General features: G+C 72.6%; 18 protein-coding genes. 6 read left to right on the forward strand and 12 right to left on the reverse strand.

Annotated elements, in window-relative coordinates:
* Positions 1–38 precede the first annotated feature (38 nt).
* The 4 genes from AB0H75_RS43015 to AB0H75_RS43030 are packed head-to-tail and all read left to right on the forward strand — an operon-like array spanning position 39 to position 6,000.
* Entirely contained in the window at positions 39–794 is a 756-nt protein-coding gene (locus tag AB0H75_RS43015) for a cytochrome P450 (RefSeq protein WP_367806449.1), read from the forward strand.
* Positions 791–1,642 carry an isocitrate lyase/phosphoenolpyruvate mutase family protein gene (locus AB0H75_RS43020; protein WP_367806451.1) on the forward strand — a complete coding sequence of 284 codons (852 nt, stop codon included), beginning with the start codon at positions 791–793 and terminating at the stop codon, positions 1,640–1,642. Before AB0H75_RS43015 ends, AB0H75_RS43020 begins: the two co-directional genes overlap by 4 nt.
* A gap of 7 nt (positions 1,643–1,649) precedes the next feature.
* A complete protein-coding gene (locus AB0H75_RS43025) occupies positions 1,650–4,460 on the forward strand; it encodes a BTAD domain-containing putative transcriptional regulator (RefSeq protein ID WP_367806453.1) in 2,811 nt (936 codons plus the stop codon).
* 34 nt (positions 4,461–4,494) lie between these two features.
* Complete coding sequence (locus tag AB0H75_RS43030) at positions 4,495–6,000, forward strand: MFS transporter (RefSeq protein WP_367806455.1); 1,506 nt, start codon at positions 4,495–4,497, stop codon at positions 5,998–6,000.
* Between the two features lie 76 nt (positions 6,001–6,076).
* On the opposite strand, the gene AB0H75_RS43035 is transcribed toward AB0H75_RS43030, so the two are convergent.
* From AB0H75_RS43035 to AB0H75_RS43065, 7 genes are read right to left on the reverse strand one after another with little or no spacing between them, the layout of a single operon-like run.
* Positions 6,077–6,988 (reverse strand): serine hydrolase, encoded by a 912-nt coding sequence (locus AB0H75_RS43035; RefSeq protein WP_367806457.1) that lies wholly within the window; start codon positions 6,986–6,988, stop codon positions 6,077–6,079.
* 51 nt (positions 6,989–7,039) lie between these two features.
* The gene (locus AB0H75_RS43040; RefSeq protein ID WP_367806459.1) at positions 7,040–8,434 is read right to left on the reverse strand and encodes an NAD(P)/FAD-dependent oxidoreductase; all 1,395 of its coding nucleotides are present in this window, start codon (positions 8,432–8,434) and stop codon (positions 7,040–7,042) included.
* A gap of 29 nt (positions 8,435–8,463) precedes the next feature.
* Positions 8,464–9,261 carry an ABC transporter permease gene (locus AB0H75_RS43045; RefSeq protein ID WP_367806461.1) on the reverse strand — a complete coding sequence of 266 codons (798 nt, stop codon included), beginning with the start codon at positions 9,259–9,261 and terminating at the stop codon, positions 8,464–8,466.
* Positions 9,258–10,109: an ABC transporter permease gene (locus AB0H75_RS43050; protein ID WP_367806463.1), complete on the reverse strand. Its 852-nt coding sequence runs from the start codon at positions 10,107–10,109 to the stop codon at positions 9,258–9,260. The genes AB0H75_RS43045 and AB0H75_RS43050 overlap by 4 nt, the downstream gene beginning before the upstream one ends.
* A gap of 2 nt (positions 10,110–10,111) precedes the next feature.
* Complete coding sequence (locus AB0H75_RS43055; RefSeq protein WP_367806465.1) at positions 10,112–11,314, reverse strand: spermidine/putrescine ABC transporter substrate-binding protein; 1,203 nt, start codon at positions 11,312–11,314, stop codon at positions 10,112–10,114.
* Positions 11,315–11,323: 9 nt separating this feature from the next.
* Positions 11,324–12,385: an ABC transporter ATP-binding protein gene (locus AB0H75_RS43060; RefSeq protein ID WP_367806467.1), complete on the reverse strand. Its 1,062-nt coding sequence runs from the start codon at positions 12,383–12,385 to the stop codon at positions 11,324–11,326.
* 5 nt (positions 12,386–12,390) lie between these two features.
* Positions 12,391–13,824 carry a gamma-aminobutyraldehyde dehydrogenase gene (locus AB0H75_RS43065; RefSeq protein ID WP_367806469.1) on the reverse strand — a complete coding sequence of 478 codons (1,434 nt, stop codon included), beginning with the start codon at positions 13,822–13,824 and terminating at the stop codon, positions 12,391–12,393.
* A 202-nt stretch (positions 13,825–14,026) separates the two neighbouring features.
* Between AB0H75_RS43065 and AB0H75_RS43070 the strand changes: the two genes are divergently transcribed.
* Positions 14,027–14,518 carry an Lrp/AsnC family transcriptional regulator gene (locus AB0H75_RS43070; protein ID WP_367806471.1) on the forward strand — a complete coding sequence of 164 codons (492 nt, stop codon included), beginning with the start codon at positions 14,027–14,029 and terminating at the stop codon, positions 14,516–14,518.
* Here the strand turns inward: AB0H75_RS43070 and AB0H75_RS43075 are convergent.
* Genes AB0H75_RS43075 through speB form a run of 3 tightly spaced genes read right to left on the reverse strand, consistent with a single transcriptional unit; the run spans position 14,515 to position 17,617 of the window.
* Positions 14,515–15,159 (reverse strand): cyclase family protein, encoded by a 645-nt coding sequence (locus tag AB0H75_RS43075; protein WP_367806473.1) that lies wholly within the window; start codon positions 15,157–15,159, stop codon positions 14,515–14,517. The two genes, AB0H75_RS43070 and AB0H75_RS43075, sit on opposite strands and share 4 nt — an antisense overlap.
* The gene (locus tag AB0H75_RS43080; protein ID WP_367806475.1) at positions 15,156–16,679 is read right to left on the reverse strand and encodes a cytosine permease; all 1,524 of its coding nucleotides are present in this window, start codon (positions 16,677–16,679) and stop codon (positions 15,156–15,158) included. Before AB0H75_RS43080 ends, AB0H75_RS43075 begins: the two co-directional genes overlap by 4 nt.
* Complete coding sequence (speB, locus tag AB0H75_RS43085) at positions 16,676–17,617, reverse strand: agmatinase (protein ID WP_367806477.1); 942 nt, start codon at positions 17,615–17,617, stop codon at positions 16,676–16,678. The genes AB0H75_RS43080 and speB overlap by 4 nt, the downstream gene beginning before the upstream one ends.
* Positions 17,618–17,687: 70 nt before the next feature.
* Here speB and AB0H75_RS43090 point away from each other — a divergent pair, with 70 nt between their 5' ends.
* Positions 17,688–19,241 (forward strand): PucR family transcriptional regulator, encoded by a 1,554-nt coding sequence (locus AB0H75_RS43090; protein ID WP_367806479.1) that lies wholly within the window; start codon positions 17,688–17,690, stop codon positions 19,239–19,241.
* 16 nt (positions 19,242–19,257) lie between these two features.
* Here the strand turns inward: AB0H75_RS43090 and AB0H75_RS43095 are convergent, their stop codons facing one another.
* Together AB0H75_RS43095 and AB0H75_RS43100 are read right to left on the reverse strand one after the other, a co-directional pair.
* A complete protein-coding gene (locus tag AB0H75_RS43095) occupies positions 19,258–19,500 on the reverse strand; it encodes a hypothetical protein (RefSeq protein WP_367806481.1) in 243 nt (80 codons plus the stop codon).
* Positions 19,501–19,545: 45 nt separating this feature from the next.
* Positions 19,546–20,436, reverse strand: coding sequence for a hypothetical protein (locus tag AB0H75_RS43100; RefSeq protein WP_367806483.1), 891 nt, complete (start codon positions 20,434–20,436; stop codon positions 19,546–19,548).
* Position 20,437 lies beyond the last annotated feature (1 nt).

A 20,437-nucleotide genomic window follows, 5' to 3' on the forward strand; every position in this document is an offset into this window, starting at 1 on the left:
GGCCACCGCCGAAGGGTCCCGCTCCTAGCGTGGACACCATGCTCATCACCCGTCACGCCGAAGCCCTGGCGGTGCTCGCCGATCCCCGGTACGTACCGCCTCCCGTACGCCAGGACGCCCGCGAGGGGACCCTCGCCTGGTTGCGCGCCCACGTCTCGCGCTTCAGCACCGGCGAGACGCACGCCGCCCGCCGCCGCCTCGTCGTCGAGCGGCTGGCCGCCCTGGACCCCGCGAAGCTGCGCGCGGCCGCCCGGGCCGAGACCCTGGAGCGGCGCGGCGAGTGGCGGGGCGTGCCCACGCGGGTGCTCGGGGCCGCGCTCGGCGTCACCGACACCGCGCCGGTCGCCGCCGCCGCGGCCGGCTACCTGTCGGGCGAGGAGACCCCGGAGGCCGACGCCGCCGTGGCCGCCCTCCTGGCCCGGGCCGACCTCCCGGCCGTCACCCTGCTCCTGCAGGGCCACAACGCCACCGAGGCACTGATCGAGAACGCGGTGCCGCGGCTCGGCGACCACGGCGACGTCGAGGCGCTGCTGCGCGAGACGCTGCGACACGACCCGCCGCTCAGGGCGACCCGCAGGCTGGACACCCGCACCGGCGACGAGGTGACCCTCGACCTGGTGGCCGCCAACCGGGACCCGGACGTCTTCGCCGGCCCCGGCCGGTTCGACCCGGCGCGCGGCGACGCGCCGCACCTCACCTTCGGCGCCGGCCTGCGTCCCTGCCCGGCGCCCGCGCACGCGCTCGCCCTGGCCGCCGGCGTGCTGGAGGGCCTGCGCGAGGGGAGCGGCCGATGAGCGCCCGCGACCCGCACCCGGGCATCCGCGACCCGCACCTGAGGGCCCGCGACCCGCACCTGAGGGCCCGCGACCCGCACGTGAGCGCCCGCGACCCGCACCCGGGCTTCCGCGACCTGCACCGCCCCGGCGACCCCTTCCTGCTGCCGAACGCCTGGGACTACGGCTCGGCCGCCGCCCTGGCCGCGCTGGGCTTCCCCGCGATCGGCACCACCAGCCTCGGCGTGGCCGCCGTGCACGGCAGGCCGGACGCCGCCGGCGTCACCCGGGCCGAAACCATCGAGCTGGCCGAGTCGATCAAGGACCTCGGCGTGCTGATCACCGTGGACGTCGAGTGCGGCTTCAGCGACGACCCCGCCGAGGTGTCGGACCTGGTGGCGGGCCTGGCCGCGCTGGGCGTGGCGGGCGTGAACATCGAGGACGGCCGCCCGGACGGCACCCTGCGCCCGATCGCGCTCCAGCAGGAGATCATCGAGGCGGCCCTGGGGCACGGCGTGTTCGTCAACGCCCGCACCGACACCTGCTGGCTGGGCACGGGCGACACGCTGGAGCGGGTGCGGGCCTACGCGCACGCCGACGGCGTCTTCGTGCCCGGCCTGACCGGCCTGGAGGCCATCGCCGAGGTCGCGGCGGCCACGCCGCTGCCGCTCAACGTGCTCCACCAGCCGGACGGCCCCACCCTGGCCCGGCTCGCCACGGCCGGCGTGGCCCGGGTGAGCACGGGGTCGCTGCTGTACCGGGCCGCGATCCAGGGGGCGCTGGCGGCGGTGCTCGGCATCCAGGGCAGGCCGGCGCCCCGCGTCCCGACGTACGCGGAGACCGCCGCGCTGCTGCCGCAACCGGGATAATCGGGGCATGCGCTTCCAGATCCTCGGCCCCACCGCGGCGCTGGGCGAGGACGGCGAGCCGGTCGCCCTCGGCGGCCCCCGGGTGCGGGCGCTGCTCGCGCTGCTGGCCCTGCACGCCGGGCGCGTCGTCGGCGCCGACCGGCTCGTCGAGGGCCTCTACGGCCCCGAGCCGCCCGAGGGCGTGGCCAACGCGCTGCAGTCCCAGGTGTCCCGGCTGCGCCGGGCGCTCGGCCGGGATCTGGTCGAGTTCCACCCGGCCGGCTACCGGCTGGCCGCCGACCCGTCCGACGTGGACGCCTGCCGCTTCGAACGGCTCGCCGCGGCCGGCCGCCGCGCCCTGGCCGCCGGGGACCCGGCCCGCGCCGCCGGGCTGCTGCGCGAGGCGCTGGAGCTGTGGCGGGGGGCGCCGCTGGCCGACGCCCCGCACGCGCGGGGCGCCGCGGCCGCGCTGGAGGAGTTGCGCCTGGCCGCCACCGAGGACCGCGTGCAGGCCGACCTGGACCTCGGTCGGCACCGGGAGCTGGCCGCCGAGCTGCGCGGCCTCATCGCCGCCCATCCGCTGCGCGAGCGGCTGCGCGCCCAGCTCATGCGCGCGCTGTACGGCAGCGGCCGCCAGGCCGAGGCGCTGACCGTCTACGACGAGGCCAGGAAGATCCTCGGCGAGGAGCTGGGCGTCGAGCCGGGCGCGGAGCTGACCGCCGCGCACCTGGCCGTGTTGCGGGCCGATCCGGCGCTCGGCGCGCCCGCCGCCCCGGCGTCCCGGCTGGGGCTGCGGGCGCAGCTCTCCAGCTTCGTCGGCCGGGCCGAGGAGCTGGCCCAGGTGGGCGCGCGGCTGCGGGCCGGCCGGCTGGTCACGCTGATCGGGCCGGGCGGCGCGGGCAAGACCCGGCTCGCCGCCGAGGCCGCCGCGCAGGAGCCCGGCGACGTCTGCTTCGTCCCGCTCGCCCCCGTCTCCGAGGACGCGGACGTGCCCGCGGCCGTGCTGGCCGCGCTCGGCGTCCGCGAGGCCCTGCGGGCCGCGGCCGAGCGGCCCGTGGATCCGCTGACCCGGCTGGTGACCGCCCTCACCGGCCGCGAGCTGCTGCTCGTCCTGGACAACTGCGAGCACCTGATCACGGCCACCGCCGAGCTGACGGACCTGCTGCTCGCCTCCTGCCCTGGCCTGCGGGTGCTGGCCACCGGGCGGGAGGCGCTGGGCATCACCGGCGAGTCGATCCTGCCCGTCGCGCCGCTGCGGCTGCCGCCGCCCGAGGCGGACGACCCCCTGGAGTACCCGGCCGTGCGGCTGTTCGCCGACCGGGCCGCGGCCGTGCGGCCCGGCTTCGCCGTGGACGCGGGCACCGCCGCGCACGTCGTACGCATCTGCCGGGCGCTCGACGGGCTGCCGCTGGCCATCGAGCTGGCCGCGGCGCGGCTGCGTACGATGTCCGTCGCGGACGTGGCGGCCCGGCTGGACGACCGGTTCCGGCTGCTGGCCCGCGGCAGCCGTACGGCGCTGCCGCGGCACCAGACGCTGCACGCGGTCGTGGCGTGGAGCTGGGGCCTGCTGGACGCCGACGAGCAGCGCCTGGCCAGGCGGCTCAGCGTGTTCGTGGGCGGGGCGCGGCCCGAGGCGGCCGAGGCGGTGTGCGGGCTGCCGGAGGAGGTGCTGTTCTCGCTGGCGGAGAAGTCGCTGGTGGAGCAGGTCGGCGGGCGTTACCGGATGCTGGAGACGATCCAGGCGTTCTGCGCCGAGCGGCTGGCCGACGCCGGCGAGGTCGAGGCCGTCCGCGACGCCCACGTCCGCTACTACCTGGACCTGGTGCTGGCGGCCGACGCCCGGCTGCGCACCCGCGAGCAGCTCCCGTGGCTGGCCCGGCTGGACGAGGAGAGCGACGACGTCAACGCGGCCGTGCGCTGGGCCGCCGAGTCCGGCCAGGTGGAGACGGCGCTGCGGCTGCTGGCCCACACCGCCTGCTACTGGTGGATGCGCGGCCACCGCGCCACCAGCGCCGCCCTGGCCGGCGAGCTGCTGGCCGTCCTGGACGGCCGCCGCCCGCCCGGCCTGGAGGAGGAGTACGTGATGTGCGTGCTCGTCGCCGCCTGGACCGGGACCACCGACCAGAGGCTGCGCGAGCGGCTGGCCGAGGTGCGCACCCTGCTGCCGGTCACGTACCTGCCCGAGCGGGTGGAGTTCATGATGATGCTGCTGTCCATGCTCACCGGCCCGCCCGCCGACTTCGCGCACGCCTACCGCCTGGTCACGAGCTTCATGGACACCCTGCCGCCCTGGCAGCGGGCGCTGTCCCACAGCGGCGCGGCGTTCGTGTTGCAGGCGATGGGCCACTTCGAGGAGGCGCTGGGCCACTTCGAGCGCAGCCGCGCCGGGTTCGAGGAGATCGGCGAGCGGTGGGGCACGGCGCTGGTGTTGTCCGGGCTCGGCGAGCTGTACCAGGTCCAGGGGGACTACGCGCAGGCGTACGCGCTGGCGGACGAGGCGCTGGCCTCCGCCCGCGAGCTGGGCTCCGTGACGGAGATCGCCGAGTCGCTGTGCCGGCGCGGCGACGCCTGCCAGTGCCTCGGCAAGCCGGTGGAGGCGCGCGCCGACTACCGGCTCGCCGCCGAGCTGGCCCGCCGCAACGGCTCGATGGAGATGCTGGCCTGGGCGCATCTCGGGCTGGCCGAGGTGCTGCTGCGGGACGGCGCGGCCGGGGAGGCGCGCGGCCTGCTGCTGCGGGCCCGCGAGGAGTGCCCGAAGGACTGGTACAGCACGACCGACACCCGCGCCCGCATCGACGCGGCGCTGGCCATGATCAGCGCGACGGTCAGCGAGCGGTAGGCCACCGGTCAGGGCCCCTTCCCAGACTGGCCGCATGACGAACCGATGGTCCTGCCTGGCGATCGCCTGCCTGGCCACGCTCCTCCTCTCGCTCGACCTCACGGTCCTGCACCTGGCCCTGCCCCGCCTGACCGCCGACCTCGGCGCGAGCTCCACCCAGCTGCTCTGGATCGGCGACGTGTACGGCTTCGCCCTGGCCGGCCTGCTCGTCACCATGGGCAACCTCGGCGACCGCGTCGGCCGCAAGCGCCTGCTGCTGATCGGCGCGGCGGCGTTCGGCGCGGCCTCGGCGCTCACCGCGTACGCGCCCACCCCGGAGCTGCTCATCGCGGCGCGGGCGCTGCTCGGCGTGGCCGGCGCGACGATCATGCCCTCGACCCTGTCGATCGTCAGGAACGTCTTCACCGAGCCGGCCGAGCGCACCGCGGCCATCGGGATCTGGAGCGGGATGAGCGCGGCGGGCTTCGCCGTCGGCCCGGTGATCGGCGGGCTGCTGCTGGACCACTTCTGGTGGGGTTCGGTGTTCCTGATCAACGTGCCGATCATGCTGCTGGTGCTGGCCGGGGGCCTGCTCGTGCTGCCCGAGTCGCGCAACCCGGAGGCCGGCCGGCTGGACCTGGCCGGCGCCGCCCTGTCGATGGCCGGGGTGGTCGCGCTCGTCTACGCGATCAAGGAGGCCGCGCACGAGGGGCTGGCGCGGCCGGACGTGCCGGTGGCGGGCGTGGCCGGGGTGGCGCTGCTGGCGGTGTTCGCCCGGCGGCAGGCGCGGCTGCCCGAGCCGCTGATCGACGTGCGGCTCTTCGCCCGGCGGGCGTTCGGCGCGTCCATCCTGACGAACCTGCTGGCGATCTTCGCCATGTCGGCCATGATGCTGATGTTCGCCTGGTACCTCCAGCTCGTGCTGGGCTGGTCGCCGCTGGAGGCGGGGCTGGCGCAGCTTCCCGGCGGGCTGAGCGGCGCGGCCGGCGGGATGCTCGCGGCCCGGCTGATCCGCCGCCTCGGCCGCAACGGCGTGGTCGCGCTGGGGCTGGCCATGAACGCCGCCTCGTTCCTGTACTACACCACGCTCGGCACGGAGCTGGACTACCTCGCGCTGCTGCCCGCCATGGTGGTCGGCGGCGTGGGCGTCGGGTTCGCCTTCACCGTCAACAACGACAACGTGCTGGCCACCGCGCCCAAGGAGCGGGCGGGGGCGGCGGCCGCGGTGTCGGAGACCGCGTTCGAGCTGGGGGCGGCGCTCGGCATCGCGGTCCTCGGCACCGTGCTCACCAGCGTCTACCGGGCCGGCCTGGAGCTGCCCGCCGGGGTGGGCGGGCCGGCCGCCCGGGAGTCGCTGGCCGGCGCCGCGCGGGTGGCGGCCGCCCTGCCCGCCGAGCAGGCCGCGCCACTCATGCGGGCGGCGCGGGCCGCGTTCCTCGACGGGGTGCACGTGACGTCGCTGGTCACCAGCGTGCTGCTGGCGCTGGTCGCGGTGCTGGCCCTGGTGGGGCTGCGCGGCGTGCCGAAGGAGATCCCGGAGGAGGTCCTGGCGCGGGCCTGACACCCGTCGCGCGGCCGGACTCACGGGATCGGGCTCACGGGACCGGACTCACGGGACCGGGCTCACGGGACCGGGCTCACGGGATCGGATGGGTCGGGCAGGGGCGCAGCGTGGTCGGGGTGAGGCCGTCCAGGCGGGTGCCGATCATGCGGGCGACGCCCTCGATGGTCTCGATGCCCGCCCCCTCCCCCGGCTGCTGGTCGGTCTGCACCGACAGCAGCAGGTCCCGGCCGCGCCCGGTCACCCGGCCGTAACTGGTGACCGCCCAGGTGTTGTGGATGAACGGGCGGGGCGTCCAGCCGTTCTTGAGCGCCACCCGGTCGCCGTCGCGCGCCGCGGCGCTGACACCCCACGCCTGCTCCCGCAGCACCCGGCCCATCAGCCCGAGCACCAGCTCCCGGTCCTTGGCGCTCAGCCCGCCACCGCCCTTGACCAGCACCTTGAGCAGCCGGAGGCGGTCGGAGGGGCTGGTGTTGGTGCCGCCCCAGTAGACGCTCGGGCCGGGCGTGGTCCGGCTCAGGCCGATCCGCCGGTAGAACTCGCTGAGGGCGCCGCCGCCGCCGACCCGCGACCACAGGGCGTCGGCGGCGCTGTTGTCGCTCTCCCTGATCATGCGGGAGGCCAGGTCGCGCTCGCCCTCGTCCAGCCCGCCGTCGCGGCGGGCCAGCAGCGCCATGAGGATGTCCACCTTGGCGCCGCTGGCCGTGATCATGTCGTTCTGGTGCTCGCCCTGCGCCACCTCGGCCCCGCCGACGAGGTCGCGGGCCGCGTAGACGACCCGGCCCGGGCGGCGGGCGAGGTAGCGGGCGATGTCGCGCTCGAGCCGGGCGCGGGCGATCCGCCCGGCCGGGACGTCCGGAAATTTCATGACGCAGCGGGCTGCCTTGATCGGAGCCCGCGCCGCCGTGGGCAGGATCTCGGGCCGTTCCTTCCCGCACCCGCCGGCCAGCAGCACCAGCCCGGCGCAGGCGGCTATCTTCGCATACACCTCGCAACCCCCATGAACTACATGGGGGTCGCCAGGCATCATGCCCGCGGGTCAGGAATCGAACCCCAGCCCCATCCGGTCGAGCGTGCGCAGCCACAGGTTGCGTTTGCCCTGGTGCTGGTCGGCCTGGGCGATCGACCAGCGGGTCACCTGGATGACGCCCGACCGCACCGGCTCGGGCGGGAACGGGATCGGCTTCTCCTTGACCATCCGCAGCTCGGTGCGCTCGGTGGGCTCGCCGGACAGCAGGTCGAGCATGACATTGGCGCCGAAGCGGGTGGCGCCGACGCCCATGCCGGTGTAGCCGAGGCCGTAGGCCAGCCGCCCGCCGTGCGCCTGCCCGTAGAAGGCGCTGAAGCGGCTGCAGGTGTCGATCACCCCGCCCCACCGGTGGGTGAAGCGCACCTCCTCCAGCTGGGGGAAGGTGTCGTAGAAGTGCCGGGCGAGGGTGAGGAAGGTCTCGTCGCGCTGGTCGTACTCGGGCTTGACCAGGCCGCCGTTGTAGTAGACGGCGTCGTAGCCGCCCCACAGGACGCGGTTGTCGTCGGTCAGGCGGTAGTAGTGGAAGCGGTTGCCGGAGTCGCCGACACCCTGCCGGTTGCGCCAGCCGATCGCGGCGAGCTGGTCGCCGGTCAGCGGCTCGGTCATGAGCGCGTAGTCGTAGACGGGCACCACGAAGTGCCGCAGCCGGCGCAGCAGCGGCGGGAAGACGCCGGTGCCGAGCGCGACCTTCCGCGCGGTGACCGCGCCGTGCGGGGTGCGCAGCTCGATGCGGACGCCGTCGTCGCACAGCGAGCGCACCGGCGAGCGCTCGTACACCCGCACCCCGAGCCGCAGGCACGCCTCGCGCAGCCCCCACGCCAGCCGCGCCGGGTCGAGCATGGCGCAGCCGCTGCGCTCCCACAGCCCGCCCAGGTAGGTGGGCGAGTCGAGCTCGGCCCGCACCTGCTCCCGGTCCAGCGGCAGGTAGTCGAGGCCCAGCTCGGAGATCAGGTCGAGGTGCTCCTCGAGCGCGTCGAGCTGCCAGGGCTCGGTGGCCACGTGCAGCTCGCCGGTGCGCTCGAAGGAGCACTCGACGCCGTAGCGCTCCAGGGTGGCCTCGATCTCGTCGAGGTTGGCCACGCCCATGCGCTCCAGGCGCTCGACCTCCTCCGGCCACCGCTCCAGCCCGTTGGCCAGGCCGTGGGTGAGGGTCGCCATGCAGAAGCCGCCGTTGCGGCCGGTGGCCGCCCAGCCGATGCGGCGCCCCTCCAGCAGGACGACGTCCAGCGAGGGATCGCGCTCCTTGGCCATGAGGGCGGTCCACAGCCCCGAGAATCCGCCGCCCACGACGGCCAGGTCGGCGGCGGTGTGTTCGGTGAGCCGCGCCCGCGGCTCGGGTCTGGCCGGGCTGTCCAGCCAGTACGGCTTGCGCTCCGCGTCAGCAAGCGCCTTCAGCGGATCCACAAATCCCACTTCCCTACGAAGTTGAGTTGTCAGGTGCGGCGCCGTGCCGCGATCGCGTTCCCGACCGCGATCAGCACCCCGATGCCGAAGATCAGCGTACCCATGACGTTCACCTGGGGCGGGATTCCCGTCTTCACCGCACCCACGATCCACAGCGGGAAGGTCACGGTCGAGCCGTTGACGAAGCTGGTGACCACGTAGTCGTCGATCGACAGCGCGAACGACAACATCGCCCCCGCCATCACGCCCGGCAGGATCGACGGCAGCGTCACCTGGCGGAACGTGCCCCACGCCGTCGCCCCGAGATCCCTGGCCGCCTCCTCCAGGGACGGGTCCAGCCCGACGACCCGGGCCCGCACGGTGACGACCACGAAGGACAGCGAGAACAGCACGTGCGCGACGACGATCGTGACGGTGCCGCGCGGCACGTTGCCCGAGACGAACAACGACAGCAGCGACGCGCCCATGACCAGCTCCGGCGTGGAGATCGCGGCGAAGACCAGGAAGGTCGTCGCGCCCTTGCCGCGGAAGCGGTGCCGGCCGAGCGCCAGCCCCAGCATGGTGCCGATCACGACCGTGACGACCGTGCTGACCACGGCCACGACCAGCGAGTTGGTCAGCGCCGTGGTCAGGTCGGAGATGTCGAACAGCTCGCCGTACCAGCGCAGGGTGAAGCCCTGCCAGGCGGTGTTGGACTTGCTCTTCTTGTCGTTGAAGCCGAACAGGATCATCACGGCGATCGGCGACGACAGCCAGACGATGACCAGCCAGGTCCACGCGTGCAGCAGCCGGTCGCCCAGCCTGGTGCCCCTCGTCGTGCCCGTCATCTGGCCGCCGCCTCCAGGACGTTCTCGGTGCCGAGCAGGCGGGCGTAGAGGAAGATGCCCACCAGCAGCACCGCCATCAGCGTGAACGACAGCGCCGAGGCGGTCGGGTAGTCGAGGTTGGTCAGGTACGCGGTCTGGATGATGTTGCCGATCATGGTGTTCGCGGTGCCGCCGAGGATGGCCGCGTTGATCGGGTCCGCCGTGGCGGGCACGAACGTCATGAGCACCCCGGCGAACACCCCCGGCAGCGACAGCGGCAGCACCACCTGGCGGAAGGCCGCCGCCCGGGTCGCGTACAGGTCCTGCGCCGCCTCCACCACCCGCGGGTCCACCCGCTCCAGCGAGACGTAGATCGGCAGGATCATGAACGGCAGGAAGTTGTAGGCCAGCCCGCCCACCACCGCGACCGTGGTGGCCAGCACGTGGAAGTCGGCCGGCAGCACCCCCCACCCCTTCAGCGTGCCCAGCAGGATGCCGTTGTCGGCCAGCAGGAAGTTCCACGAGATCGTCCGCAGCACGAACGACACGAAGAACGGCAGCAGCAGCAGGAACAGGTAGACCGACTTGCGCCGGCCGCCCTTGAAGGCGATCCAGTACGCCACCGGGTACCCGATGAGCAGCATCGCCACCGTCGCCAGCCCGCCGTACAGCAGCGAGCGCACGAGCTGGGTGCTGTAGCGGCCGAGCGCGTCGGTGTAGTTGGACACGGCGAACGTCATCGCGTAACCGTCGATGGCGTTGCCGGTCTGCAGCGACACCGACGCCATGGCCGCCATGGGCACGACCAGGAAGATCGCCAGCCACATCCAGCCGGGCAGCGCCAGCAGGTAGGGAGTGAGCCGCCGCATCGCTACGCCTGGGTCACGGACTGGAAGATCGGGTTGAAGACCTGCTGCTGCTTGTTGTCCAGCGGCGTGTAGCCGCGCAGCCGGGCGTAGTCGGCCTCGGTCGGGAACATGAGGGGGCTGTCCACCATCTGCTCCAGCGCCTTCTTGTCCTCACCCTTGGCGCTCTTGGCCTTCTCCCGCAGCAGGTCCTGCACGGCCGGGACCGGGGTGACGAACTGGATGAACTCATCCAGCTCGGCGGCCACGGCCGGCTGGTAGAGGTAGTCCATCAGCATGAGCGCGTCCAGCGGGTTGGCCGCGCCCTTGGGGATGAGCATGTTGTCGGTCCAGATCGTGCCGCCCTCCTCGGGCACCACGAACTTGACCGGCTCCCCGGCGAGCTGCCGCTGGAACACGTCACCCGACCAGGCCATGGTCAGCCACACGTCGCCCTTGGCGACCGCGTCGATGTAGCTCTGGTCGTAGTACTTGCGCACCAGGCCGTCCTCGCGCTGCTGCTTGAGCTTCTCGCCCGCCTTGCGCCAGTCGGCCTCGGTCGACTTCTCCGGGTCGATGCCGAGGGCGAACATCCCGAAGTTGCCGATCTCCTGCGCGTCGTTCATCATCCCGATCCGGCCCTTGTACTTCGGGTCGAACAGGGACTGGATGCTGGTGATGTCGTCCTTGACGTACTTGGTGTTGTACGCGATCCCGGTCACGCCCGAGGTGTACGGCACCGTGTACTTGTTGCCCGGATCGTAGACCCGCTCCTTGTACTTCTGGCCGGCGTTGGCCGCGAAGTTCGGCAGCTTGGAGTGGTCGAGCGGCACGCAGTAGCCCAGCTCGATCATGTGCTGGAGCTGGATGCCGTTGGTCATGACGACGATGTCGTAGCCCAGGGGCTGGCCGGCGCGGAGCACGGGGTCGGCCTTGCCGAAGAACTCGGCGTTCTCCTGGATGACCTCCTTGTACTCGTAGGAGATCCCGGTGGCCCGCTTGAACTGCTCCAGCGGCCCCTTGTCCTCGGGCATGTACTCCGGCCAGTTGGCGAAGACGACCTTGCCGTGCTTGGTCTGCTTGGACCAGAAGTCCTGGACCTCGTCGGCCTTGGGCGGCGCGGCCTTCTGGCCCTGCACGCCGCAGGCGGCCAGCGCGAGCCCGGCGGCCGACAGCCCGGCCAGGCGGAAGGCGTCGCGGCGGGGGAGGTGCGGGAGACGGGGGTTCATGGGCTGTTATCAACTTCCAATCACGTACGAGTGCTGCGCCTGCCAGGACAGCCACACGGAGTCGCCCCGCTCCGCCGTGGCCTCCGCGCTGAGCGCGTTCTGCTGGAACACCGTCATCTCGGCCCCGTCAGCGAGACGCACGGCGTAACTGTTGTAGGTGCCCAGGTAGACGACCTCGGCCACGGTGCCGGAGACCGCGCTCACGCCCGCCCCCGGCTCGTCCGTGCAGATGGTGATCTTCTCCGGGCGGACCGTGACCGTCACCTCGCCGTCGTGGCCGGGCACCAGCACCCGGCCGCCGCCGATCTTCAGCTCGCCGCCCCTGGCGGTGCCGGTGAGCAGGTTGGAGGTGCCGATGAAGCCGGCCACGAACGCGCTCGCCGGCCGCTCGTAGATCTCGCGCGGCCCGGCGAGCTGCTCGACCAGGCCGTCGTTCATGACGGCGATGCGGTCGCTCATGGTCAGCGCCTCGTTCTGGTCGTGCGTGACGTACACGAACGTGATGCCGACCTCGCGCTGGATGCGCTTGAGCTCGATCTGCATGGCCTGGCGCAGCTTCAGGTCGAGCGCGCCGAGCGGCTCGTCCAGCAGCAGCGCCCGGGGCCGGTTGACCAGGGCCCTGGCCAGCGCCACCCGCTGCTGCTGGCCGCCGGACATCTCGCGCGGCCGGCGCTTCTCCCGCCCGGTCAGGTCGACGATCTCCAGCATCTCGCCGACCCGCCGCCTGATCTCCTCCTGCGGCGTCCTGCGCTGCTTCAGCCCGAAGGCCACGTTGTCCCAGACGCTCATGTGCGGGAAGAGCGCGTAGGACTGGAAGACCATGTTGACGTCGCGCTTGTTCGGCGGGACGTTCGTGACGTCCTGGCCGTGCAGCTTCACCAGGCCCTTCGACGGGGCCTCGAAGCCGGCGACCATCCGCATGGTGGTGGTCTTGCCGCAGCCGGACGGGCCGAGGAGGGAGAAGAACTCCCCCTCCTCGATGTCCAGCGAGACGCCCTTGACGGCCCGGACCACCTCGCCGTGCGCGAGGTACTCCTTGACGACGTCCTCAAGCTCGATGGCGCTGGTCATCCGCGCTATTCACCGATGTAGTGCATGACGTGCTTGACCCTCGTGTAGTCGTGCAGGCCGAAGACCGACAGGTCCTTGCCGTAGCCCGAGTGCTTGAAACCGCCGTGCGGCATCTCCGACACGAACGGGATGTGCGTGTTCACCCAGACGACGCCGAAGTCCAGCCGGTTGGACATGCGCATCGCGCGGCCGTGGTCGGAGGTCCACACCGAGCCGCTCAGGCCGTACCTGACGTCGTTGGCCTTGGCCAGCGCGTCGGCCTCGTCGGTGAAGGTCTGGACGGTGATGACCGGGCCGAAGACCTCGTTCTGCACCATCTCGTCGTCCTGCCTGAGGCCGTCCACGACGGTCGGGGCGAAGAAGTAGCCCTTGTCGCCGACGCGGTGGCCGCCGGTGAGGATCTTGGCGTGCGCCGGCACCCGGTCGATGAAGCCCTGGACGCGGGCGAGCTGGTTCTCGTTGTTGAGCGGGCCGTAGAGGGCGTCCGCGTCGTCCAGGCCGCCGGTGACGGTGCCCGCGGCGGCCTCGGTCAGCGCGGCCACGAACTCGTCGTGCACGCTCTCCTGCACGAGCACCCGGCAGGCGGCCGTGCAGTCCTGGCCGGCGTTGTAGAGGCCGGCGGTGGCGATGTCGGCGGCGGCCTTGGCGAGGTCCTTGACGTCCTCGAAGACCACGACCGGCGCCTTGCCGCCGAGCTCCAGGTGCACCCGCTTGAGGTCGTCGGCGGCGCTCTTGGCCACCGACATGCCCGCGCCGACCGAGCCGGTGATCGCCACCATCGACGCGGTGGGGTGGCCGACGACCAGCGCGCCGGTCTCGCGGTCGCCGGTGACGACGTTGAAGACGCCGGGCGGCAGCACCTCGCCCAGGATCTCGGCCAGCTTGAGCGTGGAGACCGGGGTGGTGTCGGACGGCTTGAGCACGACCGTGTTGCCGGCCGCCAGCGCGGGGGCGATCTTCCAGACCGCCATCATCATCGGGTAGTTCCACGGCGTGACCTGGCCGACCACGCCGATCGGCTCGTGCCGGATGACGCTGGTGTGCTCGGCGAGGAACTCCCCGGCCGTCGGGCCCTCCAGCGTGCGCGCCGCGCCGGCGAAGAAGCGGAAGTGGTCGGCCGCGACCGGGGTCTCGTCCTCGGCCATGCGGGCGCGGGGCTTGCCGGTGTTGCGGCACTCGGCCTCGTTGATCTCGTCGGCCCGCGCCTCGATGGCGTCGGCGACCTTGAGCAGCAGGTTGGCCCGCTCCCCCGGGGTGGTCCTGCCCCACGAGTCGAACGCGGCGGCCGCGGCGGCGTAGGCGGCATCGACGTCGTCGGCGCCCGAGACCGGAGCCTGGACGTAGACCTCGCCGGTGCACGGATCGATGATGTCGGAGTACCGGCCGCTCTTGGCGTCCACGAACTCCCCGTTGACGAAGTTCTGCAGACGGGTGGTCAAGGTGACCTCCTCCTCGTGAGGTGGCTGAGATGCCGCGACTCTTACAGAGTGGCAGCATTCGGACAAGGGATTTCGTGGCGAAGATACCAAATTGCTACGAATTCGCTTGACAGAGCGCCAGGAACTGACAACATGTCGCACCAGGACGGCAACACGGCGGGAACGTCCCCGTCATGCCGGACCGCTAGGAGGACTCCTCTCGATGACGTCGCCGCCCCGCGTTCGCCGAAGCACGCCCGCCGCCGGACCCGTCGTGCTCGACGACCTGTCCAAGCGGATCATCGAACAGCTCCAGGACGACGGGCGCATGCCGTACGCGGCGATCGGCAAGGCGGTCGGCCTGTCGGAGGCCGCGGTGCGCCAGCGCGTGCAGCGGTTGCAGGAGGCCGGCGTCATGCAGATCGTCGCGGTCACCGACCCCCTCACGCTCGGCTTCCCCCGGCAGGCGATGATCGGCGTCAACTGCGAGGGCGACCTGGAGTCGGTCGCCGACGAGCTGGCCGCGATCGAGGAGATCGACTACGTCGTGCTCACCGCGGGCTCGTTCGACGTCATCGTGGAAGTGGTGTGCGAGGGCGACGGGCACCTGCTGGAGATCCTCAGCAAGATCCGCGCCATCCCCTCCGTACGGGCCACCGAGTCGTTCGTCTACCTGAAGCTGCGCAAGCAGAGCTACTCCTGGGGGACGCGCTAGCCGATCCTGGCGACCGCGCGCACCGGCGCGCCGTCCGCCCCGGCGAGCCTGATCGGGAACAGGGAGACCTCGATCGCCCGGCCCGCGCGCTGCGCGTCGAGGAGGCGGCCGAGGCCGGTCAGGTTCTCGGCGATGACGGCGTGCGCGCCGCAGAGCACCCGGTGGGCGGGGAAGTCGTGGGCCGGGGTGGGGTCCACGCTGAGCGCGTCGATCCCGACCGTCCTGACGCCCCGCTCCACCAGCAGCTCCGCGGCCTCCTGCGACAGGTGGGGATGCCCCTCGTAGGCGCCGGCGCCCCAGTGCGCCGACCAGCCGGTGGCGACCAGCACGATCACGCCCTCCCCGACGCCCGCGAAGGCCGCGGCGGGGATCGGGGACCGGGGCGCGAGGCCCCGGGCGTCCACCACCGCCGCGGGCCCCGTGAAGCGCTCCAGCGGCAGCTCGTCCAGCGTGGGCAGCGCGTCGCCGAAGTGGAAGGGCGCGTCCACGTGGGTGCCCGACTGGGAGCCCATGTGGACGGCGAGCACGTTGACGCCGTCGCGCGCCACGGTGAGCGCCGGGCCGATCGAGACCTCCGGGTCGCCCGGGTAGACGGGCATCCCGGTCTCGACCGGCACCGACAGGTCGACCAGCTCCGTCACGGCGCCACCGGCTCCGCCGCCCGGGGGCCGTCCACGATGGGCGGCACCGGCGTGTCCGCGGCCCGGACCAGGCGCGGCCCCAGCGGCCCGTAGACCTCGCGCGGCTCGGGGAAGGCGGTCAGCAGCGCCAGGTAGATCAGCGCGGCGGCGGCCAGGCCGATCGGCAGCGAGACGTCCACCCCGCCCGCCAGCCCGCCGAGCGGGCCCACGAACTGCCCCGGCAGGTTGACGAACAGCAGCGCCAGCACCGCCGACACCAGCCAGGCGGACAGGCCCCGCCAGTTCCAGCCGTGGGTGAACCAGTAGCGGCCGCCGCGCTGGCGGCGGTTGAAGACCTGCAGGGCCTCGGGGTCGTACCAGCCGCGCCGGGTCACGTAGCCGAGCATCATGATCACCATCCACGGGGCGGTGCACGTGATGATGAGCGTGGCGAACGTCGAGATGCTCTGCGTCAGGTTCGCGGCGAAGCGGCCGGCGAAGATGAACACGATCGACAGCGTACCGATGAAGACCGTGGCCCGCACGCGGCTGAAACGCGGGAAGACGCTGGAGAAGTCCAGGCCGGTGCCGTAGAGGGAGGTCGTGCCCGTGGACATGCCGCCGATGAGGGCGATCAGGCAGACCGGGACGAAGTACCAGCCGGGCGCGACCGCCAGCAGGCCGCCGACGTAGTCAGGCGCGGCCGGGTCCATGTGGTCGGCGGCCTTGGCGGCGATGATCGAGGCGGTGGCCAGGCCGAAGAAGAACGGCAGGATGGTCGCGAGCTGCGACAGGAACGCGGCGGCCATCACCCGGCGGCGCGGCGTGTCCGCCGGGATGTAACGCGACCAGTCGCCGAGGAAGGCGCCGAACGAGACCGGGTTCGACAGCACGATGAGCGCCGCGCCGATGAACGACGGCCAGAACAGCGGGTCGCCGGCCGCCAGCGTGCCCGGGTACGACGGGTCGAAGTCGCCGGCGAAGGCGAGGATCCCCAGGACGAACAGCAGCGACGCCGCCGCCACCGCGATCTTGTTGACGAGCAGCATGAAGCGGAAGCCGTACACGCACACCACCAGCACGAGGAGCGCGAAGACCCCGTACGCGACCGCGTACGACAGGTCCGTGTCCGGCAGCCCCGCCAGCCGGTGCGCGCCGCCCACCAGCGCGTCCCCCGACGACCACACCGAGATCGAGAAGAACGCGACCGCGGTCAACAACGACAGGAACGAGCCCACGATCCGCCCGTGCACCCCCAGGTGCGCCGAGGACGACACCGCGTTGTTGGTGCCGTTCAGCGGCCCGAACAGCGACAGCGGCGCCAGGATCAGCGCCCCCACCACCAGCCCGAGCACGGTCGCGGCCAGGCCCTGCCAGAACGACAGGCCGAACAGGATGGGGAAGGCCCCCAGGACGCAGGTGGCGAAGGTGTTCGCGCCGCCGAAGGCCACCCGGAACAGGTCGAGCGGGCGCGCCGTGCGGTCGGCGTCGGGGATGCGCTCGACGCCGTAGGTCTCGATCTCGATGATGGTGTCGCTCATGTCTGCTTCTCCCGCTTCTGAAGGGCCAGCAGGCTGACGAGATCGTAGGCCACGTGGGAGGCGGCGATCGAGGTGATCTCCGCGTGGTCGTAGGCGGGGGCCACCTCGACGACGTCGGCGCCGACCAGGTCGCAGCCGGCCAGCCCGCGCAGGATCTCCAGCAGCTCCCGGCTGGTGAGCCCGCCGGCCTCGGGGGTGCCGGTGCCCGGGGCGTGGGCGGGGTCGAGCACGTCGATGTCGACCGAGACGTACAGCGGGCGCCCGCCGACGCGCTGCCGCAGCATGTCCACGACCTCGTCCAGGCCGCGCCGCAGCACGTCGGCGGCGGTCAGGATGCCGAAGCCGAGCCGCCGGTCGTCCTCCAGGTCCTTCTTGCCGTACAGGGGGCCGCGGATGCCGACGTGGCCGATCGCCTCGGTGTCCACCAGCCCCTCCTCCACCGCCCGGCGGAACGGCGTGCCGTGCGTGTACTCCGCGCCGAAGTAGGTGTCCCAGGTGTCGAGGTGCGCGTCGAAGTGCAGCAGCGCCACCGGGCCGTGCTTCCTCGCGGCGGCCCGCAGCAGCGGCAGCGCGATGGTGTGGTCGCCGCCGATGGTGACCAGCCTCGCCTCGATCGACGACGCCGCCTCCTCGATGCTCTCGATGGCCGCCCCGATGTCGAACGGGTTGGCCGCGATGTCACCGGCGTCGGCCACCTGCACCCGCTCGAACGGCGAGACGTCCAGCCCCGGATGGTAGGGCCGCAGCAGCCGGGACGCCTCCCGGACCGCGGCCGGCCCGAACCGGGCGCCCGGCCGGTAGGACACGCCGGTGTCGAACGGCACGCCCACGACCGCGACGTCGGCCCGCTCCACCTGGTCGAGGCGGGGCAGGCGGGCGAAGGTGGCGGGCCCGGCGAAACGCGGGACCCTGGAGGAGTCGACGGGGCCGATAGTCATGCCGGTCAGTGTTCGTCACGCCTCTGACCTGCGGCAATTGTAGAGGACACGAAGTACTACGGTGTGTGTTGTGTCAGACCACAAGCCGGGCGACGGCCGTCCCGCCGCCGGCCACAAGCCGGAGGGCAGCGCTCCCGCCGCCGACCACACGCCGGAGGGCGGTGCTCCCGCCGCCGACCACAAGCTCACCGTGGAGGACCTGCTCCGCTCCCCCGCCCTCCAGCTCCGCCTCCTGGCCGGCGAGGCGGGCCTGTCGCGCTCGGTCTCCTGGGCGCACGTGAGCGAGCTCGACGACCCCACGCCCTGGCTGCTCGGCGCCGAGGTCATCATGACGACCGGCCTCGGCGTCCCCCGCTCCGCCGCCCGGCAGCGCGCCTACCTGCGCCGTCTCGACGACGCCGGCGTCTCGGCCCTCGCCCTGTCCGCCCAGCTCCACGTCCCGCCCCTGCACCCGGCGTTCTTCGAGACCGCTCAGGAGCGGGGCATGCCGGTGCTGGAGGTGCCGCTGGCGGTGCCGTTCATCGCGATCTCCCAGGAGGTCGCGGCGGCGCTGCGCGAGGACGCCGGCCACCGCCTGGGCGCCCAGCTCCAGGTCTTCGGCGCCCTGCGCTGGCTCGCCACCGAGGACCTGGACACGGCGACGCTGTTCAAACGCCTGGAACGACTGTCCGGCTACGCCGTCCACCTGTGCACCCCTCAAGGCCGCCCGCTGCTCGCCGGGGTGCCGGTGCCGCCCAGCCTGGACGTGCTGCCCGCCGAGCCCGACGCCCCGCCCACCATCCCGGGCGGCTTCGCCCTGCCCGTCCCGGCCCCGGGCGGCCCGGCCGGCTTCCTGGTCGCCTACGAGCGCGAGGGCGCCCGGCCCGCCGGGCTCGCCGTCGTGCAGCACATCGCCACGGTGGCGGCGCTCCAGGTCGCGATGGCCCGCCACGAACGCGAGACGCTGCGCCGCGAGGGCGCCGAGACACTGGCCGAGCTCCTCCAGGACGTGCTCGACCCGCCGGCCGCCCGGCGCCGCCTGACCCGCCTCGGCCTGGGCTCAGAGCTGGTCCTGCTGGTGGTGCGGCACGCCGGGGACGACGCGCTGCGCCGCGCGCTGGGCGAGCTGCCCCACCTGATGCTGCGCCGCGCCGACGCCCACTACGTGCTGGGCCCGCCCGCGCTGGGCCCCGCGATCGCCACGGTCGCGGACGCCCGCGCCGGCGCGAGCCGCCCCTTCCCGGCCGGCGAGTCGTTGCGCCTGCCGCAGCGCGAGGCGATCTGGGCCGCCTCCCACGCCGCCGAGTCGGGCAAGACGCTGGTCCACTACGGCGAGGACACCACGGGCCGCTGGCTCCCCGACGACCCCGCCACCCTGCGCGCCCTGGTGGACCACGTCCTCGGCGAGGTGCTGGCGTACGACGCGGCCCACGACTCCCACTTGCTCACCAGCGTGCGCGTGTGGATGGAGCACAACCGCCACACGGACGAGGCCGCCGCCGCCCTGTACGTCCACCCCAACACCCTGGCCTACCGCCTGCGCCGCTTCGCGGCCCTGACCGGCCGCGACCTGTCGTCGAGCGGCGCCTTCGCCGAGGTCTGGCTCGCCCTCCGCGCCGCCCGCCAACTTGGCCTGTTCGGCTAGAAGCCCTCCACCCGGCTCAGTCGAACAGAGCCTCCGCCTTCTCGACGGCGATCGCCCTGAGCACCCAGGCATCGAGAGTGTCCTTGTCCTCACAGGACAGCACCCGCTCCCGAACCTCATCGGACACGGCGATCCCCCGCCCTTCAAGAACCAGGAGGAGAGCCTTCGCCTCGCCCTTGGCTTCACCCTTGACCTCGCCCTTGGCTTCACCCTCGGCCAGCAGGCTGTCGGCGTACTCGCCCAGGTACGGATACGTCATCCTCTGGTCCCACTCTCTGCGGGTCACTCTCCAGCGAAGACCGGCTCAGTCGAACAAAGCCTCCGCCTTCTCGACGGTGATCGCCCTGAGCACCCAGGCATCGAGAGTGTCCTTGTCCTCGCAGGACAGCACCCGCTCCCGAACCTCGTCGGACACGGCGATCCCCCGCCCTTCGAGAACCAGGAGGAGGGTCTCCGCCTCGCCTTCGACCTTGCCCTTGGCTTTGCCCTTGGCTTCACCCTTGGCTTCGCCCTCGATCAGGAGGCTGTTGGCGTACTCGCCCAGGTATGGATACGTCGTCATCTGCATCCTCTGGTCCCACTCTTTCTGTGCGTCACCCTCCAGTGACACAGCGATGTATCTAGCGTATCGGGTGGCGGTCTTCGGATCGATGTCGCCCAGTGCCTCCATGACCGCCGCTTGGATGGCCCGGAACCTGGGGTCCTCGCCGTGGATGACGGCCGCGACGACCGCCAGTGCGATGTTCTCCCTGGCCTGGGCGACATCGGTGATGATCGGTGTGTTGCCCTGGTGGATCACCATGGGGGTCAGGGTGAGCCCCGGGTGGCCGGTCTGGATCGTTCCAGAGGCCCACCGGGCGACGCTGCGCTTCGGGCAGATGACCACCAGGCAGGCCGGGCACTTCTCCCGGGAGCGGAAGTTGGCGATGTACTCCAGCCAGCTGTAGAGCTTCTCCTCGTCGCGGCCGCGTTGTGTCTCCACGATGACGCCGAGCTTCTCCTCTCCTTCCCCGTACAGCAGGGCGGCGTCGGCTCGGCACACTGACGGGATCGCCTCCGAGAGATCGGGCGAGACCAGACGGCCCTCGCCCGATTTCGCGATCGGAAGGTCGAAGAGTGCGAGCAGCATATGTCGGGTGTGATCCACATCGAGGGTCGCGATCTGGGTCAGACCCTCGTGTTGCGACGTGACCATG

This window comes from Nonomuraea sp. NPDC050783, assembly GCF_040802095.1.
Taxonomy (GTDB): Bacteria; Actinomycetota; Actinomycetes; order Streptosporangiales; family Streptosporangiaceae; genus Nonomuraea.